Origin of the sequence: Methylobacterium sp. WL6 (genome assembly GCF_008040095.1) — a bacterium.
Lineage (GTDB): Bacteria > Pseudomonadota > Alphaproteobacteria > Rhizobiales > Beijerinckiaceae > Methylobacterium.
In genome coordinates, this window is record NZ_VRVH01000321.1 from 1 (window position 1) to 4,936 (window position 4,936).

The 4,936-nt window shown below is 71.9% G+C and carries 4 protein-coding genes and 1 tRNA gene; 2 read left to right on the forward strand and 3 right to left on the reverse strand.

Annotation, left to right across the window (positions count from 1 at the left end):
* Positions 1–193 precede the first annotated feature (193 nt).
* Both FV230_RS24550 and FV230_RS29970 read left to right on the forward strand, forming a co-directional pair.
* On the forward strand, positions 194–1,339 hold the full coding sequence (locus tag FV230_RS24550) for a histidine kinase dimerization/phosphoacceptor domain -containing protein (RefSeq protein ID WP_147844257.1): 1,146 nt from the start codon (positions 194–196) through the stop codon (positions 1,337–1,339).
* Positions 1,340–1,472: 133 nt separating this feature from the next.
* Positions 1,473–1,985 carry a hypothetical protein gene (locus FV230_RS29970; RefSeq protein WP_187275611.1) on the forward strand — a complete coding sequence of 171 codons (513 nt, stop codon included), beginning with the start codon at positions 1,473–1,475 and terminating at the stop codon, positions 1,983–1,985.
* Positions 1,986–2,274: 289 nt separating this feature from the next.
* On the opposite strand, the gene FV230_RS24565 is transcribed toward FV230_RS29970, so the two are convergent.
* The 3 genes from FV230_RS24565 to FV230_RS24575 form a co-directional block, all read right to left on the reverse strand.
* Positions 2,275–3,912, reverse strand: a complete 1,638-nt coding sequence (locus tag FV230_RS24565; protein ID WP_147844260.1) for a DEAD/DEAH box helicase — start codon at positions 3,910–3,912, stop codon at positions 2,275–2,277.
* 63 nt (positions 3,913–3,975) lie between these two features.
* Positions 3,976–4,734 carry a precorrin-6A synthase (deacetylating) gene (cobF, locus tag FV230_RS24570; RefSeq protein ID WP_147844261.1) on the reverse strand — a complete coding sequence of 253 codons (759 nt, stop codon included), beginning with the start codon at positions 4,732–4,734 and terminating at the stop codon, positions 3,976–3,978.
* Between the two features lie 78 nt (positions 4,735–4,812).
* Positions 4,813–4,889 (reverse strand) — tRNA-Met (locus tag FV230_RS24575).
* Between the last annotated feature and the right edge of the window lie 47 nt (positions 4,890–4,936).

Here is a 4,936-nt window from a genome sequence, read left to right on the forward strand (position 1 = left end):
CCCCCCCCCCCCCCCCCTTTTTTTTTTTAATTATACGGCGACCACCGAGATATACACTTATGTTGTCGTCGGCTGCGTCTGATGTTTATAATAGACAGGGGCAGGTATGGGGGCGCGAACGGGAACGGCGCGGGCAGGGCGGTCCGCAACGCGCGTCGCCTCCCGCACCCATCCCTGCTACCCTCCCCGCGTCATGAGCGATCACCATCCGGACCTGAACTACCGCCTCCGCCAGCAGGCGATCCTGTCCGAGTTCGGCGTCGAGGCCCTGCGCGGCGAGGACGTCGACGCGCTGCTGCAGCGGGCGACCGAACTCTGCGCCGAGGGCATGGGCGCCGAGTTCTGCAAGGCGCTGGAGCACCTGCACGACGAGGACATGCTGCTGGTGCGCGCCGGCGTCGGCTGGGGACCGAACGTCGTCGGCCACGCCCGCGTCGGCGCCGACCTCGCCTCGCCCGCGGGCTTCGCCCTCAAGACCGGCCGGCCGGTGATCTCCAACCACCTCGAGAACGAGAACCGCTTCCGCACGCCGCAGATCATGGCCGAGCACGGCATCCGCCGGGCGATCAACGTGCTGATCGAGAACCGCGAAGGCGCCTTCGGGGTGCTCGAGGTCGACGATACCCGCGAGGGCATGTTCACCGAGGCCGACATCGCCTTCATGCAGGGCTTCGCCAACCTGCTCGGCGGCGCGATCGAGCGGCAGCGCACGGAGGGGCTGCTCAAGCAGGCGCTGGCGCGGCAGGACCTGCTCGTCCGCGAGATGAGCCACCGGGTGAAGAACAGCCTGGCCATCGTCGCGAGCCTGCTCGCGCTGCAGGCGCGCAACGCCGACGACCCGGCCGTGCGCGACGCCCTGATCGACGCCCGCACCCGGGTCGAGGCCATCGCCGGTGTCCACGACCAGCTCTGGCGCCAGGGCGACACCACGCCGGGCGAGATCGACCTCGCGCAGTTCCTGGAGACGTTGACGGCCAACCTGCAGAGCAGCGCGCCGAACCACCGCATCCGCTGCAGCGCCGAGCCGCTGCGGGTCTCGGCCGACCGGGCGATCCCGATGGGATTGATGGTCAACGAGCTCGTCACCAACGCGATCAAGTACGCCTATCCCGACAGGACCGGGGAGGTGCGCGTGGGCGCCGCCTGCACCGGCGCGGCGCTCGTCCTCGACGTGTCGGACGACGGCGTCGGCCTGCCGGCGGATTTCGACATCGGCCGGGCCTCGGGCAGCCTGGGCATGCGCGTGATCGCGAACCTCGCCCGCCAGCTCGACGCCCGGATCGCGACGCCGCGCGGGCAGGGCGCCCGCTTCCACATCGAGATCCCGCTGGAGGCGTGAGACCGGTTCCGGCACGGTGGGCGCCGGAGGGCGCTGCGCGACCGCACGAAGATTTGCATCGGGCCGGCCGGTCATGCGTCATGCGCCGGACGCTGGCGCACCCTACGCTGCAGGCCGGATACGAGGAGATGCCATGCCCCGCTTCCCGGTCTTGTCGCGCGTCCCGGCCATGCCCCGCTTGCCGATCGCCGCGCTCGCGGCCCTGTGTCTCGCCGCTCCCGCCTGCACGCGCCCGGCCCTCGCCACGCCGGCCGATCCGATTCCGCCGACCACGCTGACGCCGCCCGCGCCGCCCACGCCTCCGCCGCCGGCCGCGTTCCCGCTGATGCGGGTGGTGCCGAAGGGCGAGGCCCGCACCATCGCGTTCTTCGCCTCGCTGTTCCCGGACTGCTCCTCGCAGGGCCCGGTGGTGATCCGTACCCTGGAGCAGCCCCGGCACGGCTCGATCGAGCTGGCGCAGACGAATTCGTTTCCCCGTTACGGCGTGGGATCGGCGCTGGCGGCCTGCAACGCCCGCAAGGTGCCGGGCTTGAAGCTGACCTACACCTCGGAGGAGGGGTTCGAGGGGCTCGACACCTTCCGCATCTTCGTCATCAACGCCGAAGGCACCGGCTACGAGTCCGACGTGCGCGTCACGGTGCGCTGACCGCACTCGATTCCGGCCGCCGACCGCCCGGGATCGCCTGCGGAAACACGCCCCTAAAGGGCACATCTGTCATTCGCATAAGATATATTATGGAACTTAATAGACTGATGTCCCGGGGCGAGGGGGCTTCGGCCGGTCCCGAACCAGCTGGCATGCCAGCATCCGGCAGGATCGCCTTCACGGCCTCGGCGATCCGGGCCCGGCGGATCCAGGCTCGCGTCGTCCCGGGCGAGGGCGCTCCGAGCCCCCTGCCCTCTACGCTTGCCCCGAGTCACGAACGCCCTCGGCATCAGGCGGCCAGCGCATCGGCCAGGCGGCGGACATCGGAGACGATGCGTCCGTCGGGGAAGCGGCAGGCCACCTCCTCCGAGGCCCGGCCGCTCGGGCGGATGCGGATCGCCGCCGGGCACACCAGCTCGTCGCGGCGGTCCAGCGCTTCGGCGGCATCCATCGGCGCCGCGCGGCCGCCGCCGAGCCCGCGCCACCACTGCACCGCCTTGTCGCGGGCAAAGCCCGTCCGCTCCAGCGCGAGCCGGATGCGATGGGCGCCGTCGGAGCAGCGCAGCACAATGTCGAGGCCGTCCGCCCCGCGCTCGAAGCGCCAATCCGAGACCGGCCGCCAGCCGTCCGCGCGCCCGGACAGGATCGGCAATTCGTCGTCGGCCGCGGCCTCGTGCTTGGCGGACGCCGCGTCGTCCTCCGGTTCGATCCAGCAAGGCTCGCAGGTCGAGGCGTTGAGCGCGATCAGCGCGCCGCAGCCGGGGCAGGGCTTGGCCCGCGCCAGCCCTTCCCTGCCCTTCACCGCGGCGGCGGTGCGGGCGGTGACCACGTCCACCGGGCCGTGCATCCGCACCAGGCCGGCATAGTCGAGGATCAGCGCGTCGCGCTTGCCGGGCGCGTTGCGCAGCGCGCGCCCGACCTGCTGCACGTAGAGCCCGGTGCTCTGGGTCGGCCGGAGCAGGGCGATGAGGTCGACCTCCGGCACGTTGAAGCCGGTGGCGAGCACGCCGACGGAGGTCAGGCAGCGGATCCGCCCGGCGCGGAAGGCCGCCACGATCCGGTCGCGCTCGCGCCGCGGGGTCTCGCCGGAGATCGTCTCGCAGGAATGGCCCTCTGCGCGGATCGCGTCGCGCACCGCGTCCGCGTGGCTGAGCCCGGCACAAAAGGCGAGCCAGGCCCGGCGCTCGCGGCCGTAGCCGACCATCTCCTCGACCGCGGCGCGGGTGATCCAGTCGCGGTTGACCGCCGCTTCGAGCTGGCTCGGGATGTAGTCGCCGCCGCGCTTGCCCACGCCGGCGACGTCGAGGGCGGTCAGCGTCGCCTTGGACAGGAGCGGGCAGAGATAGCCCTGTCCGATCAGGTCGCCGGCATCGACCTCGTAGACGATGCCCTCGAAGATCCGGCCCGCGCCTTCGTCGAGGCGTCCGCTGTCGAGCCGATAGGGCGTCGCGGTGAAGCCGACGACGCGAAGCTCCGGCCGCAGCGCCCGCAGGCCGGCGAGGAAGCGGCCGTAGCGGGTCTCGGCCGAGCGCGGGATCAGGTGCGCCTCGTCCACGATGACCAGATCGCGCGGGCCGATCGCGTCGAGCCGGTCGGCGACGGATTGGATGCCGCAGACCAGCACCTGCGCCCCCGCCTCCCGCCGCCCGAGCCCGGCGGAGAAGATCCCGGCCGGCGCCTCCGGCCAGTAGCCGGTGAGCTCGGAGAAGTTCTGGGCGATCAGCTCCCGGCTGTGGGTGACGACGACGATGCGGGCGAGGGGATCCGCCTGCAGCGTCTCCCGGGCGAGCGCCGCGATCACCAGCGCCTTGCCCGCGCCGGTCGGCAGCACGATCAGGCCGTCGCGCATGGGCTGCCCCCCTGCCCCGCTCCAGGCGGCGGCAAGCGCGTCGAGGCTGGCACGCTGGTAGGGTCGCAAGGTCAGCATGGCGCATGCTCTACCGCAGCCGGGCGCACGCGTCCGTGGCCCGTTCGCCGCGCCCGGCTGGTATCAGGGCGTCTCGGGCGGTTGCAGCAGGTAGACGTCCATGATCCAGCCGTAGCGGGCGCGTGCCGCGGCGCGCTGCCGGCGGATCTCCGGCCCGACGGTGCCGAGCCGCCCGACGATCAGGAGCTCGTCCGGCGAGCCGAGATAGGCACCCCAGTGGATCGTCAGCTCGGGATCGAGATGGTCGAAGCGCGGGTCGGCGTCGAGCATCACCACGACGCTGCCGACGCCCGGCGGCAGGCCATCGGCGATCGCGCGGCCCGTGGTGATGTGGACGGCCCCGCCGATCCGGTTCAGCGGGATGCGGTGGGCGGCCGCCAGCATCTGCACGCTGGAGATGCCGGGGATCACCGTATAGGCGAAGGCTCGGGCATCGCGGGCGAGGATGCGCTCGAGGATGCGCAGGGTGCTGTCGTAGAGCGCCGGATCGCCCCAGACCAGGAAGGCGCCGACCTCCCCTGCCCCGAGATTCGTCGCGATCAAGCCGCCGAGGAGGTCGGCCCGGGCGGCGTGCCAGGCCTCGACGGTGGCAGCGTAGTCCGCCGGCCGGCGCTCGCGCGGGGGATCCTGCGCCACGACCAGGCGATACGCCTTGCGGATGTGCCGGGCGCAGATCGTTCGGCGCAGGGCGACGAGGTCGTCCGTGTCGGCGCCCTTGTCGAGGACGAACACCGCGTCGACGTCGGCCAGGGCCCGCACCGCCTGGAGGGTGAGGTGCTCCGGATCGCCGGTCCCGATGCCGATGACGCGCAGGGTTCGCATGAGGCTTGACGAAGCTCGTTGACCGCGCACGACGAAGCCCGCGCCGTCGTGTCGGACGGCGCGGGCTTCATGCTGATTTGGTTGCGGGGACAGGATTTGAACCTGTGACCTTCAGGTTATGAGCCTGACGAGCTACCGGGCTGCTCCACCCCGCGCCAGGGTGCGTGCTGGTCCTCGTGTATGGACCGGCACGTTCGGCGAT

What these genes read in the sequence shown, in the direction of transcription:
- FV230_RS24550 (WP_147844257.1), top strand. Translation starts at nt 194, where the DNA reads ATGAGCGATCACCATCCGGACCTGAACTACCGCCTCCGCCAGCAGGCG.
- FV230_RS29970 (WP_187275611.1), top strand. Translation starts at nt 1,473, where the DNA reads ATGCCCCGCTTCCCGGTCTTGTCGCGCGTCCCGGCCATGCCCCGCTTG.
- FV230_RS24565 (WP_147844260.1), bottom strand. Translation starts at nt 3,912, where the DNA reads ATGCTGACCTTGCGACCCTACCAGCGTGCCAGCCTCGACGCGCTTGCC.
- cobF (WP_147844261.1), bottom strand. Translation starts at nt 4,734, where the DNA reads ATGCGAACCCTGCGCGTCATCGGCATCGGGACCGGCGATCCGGAGCAC.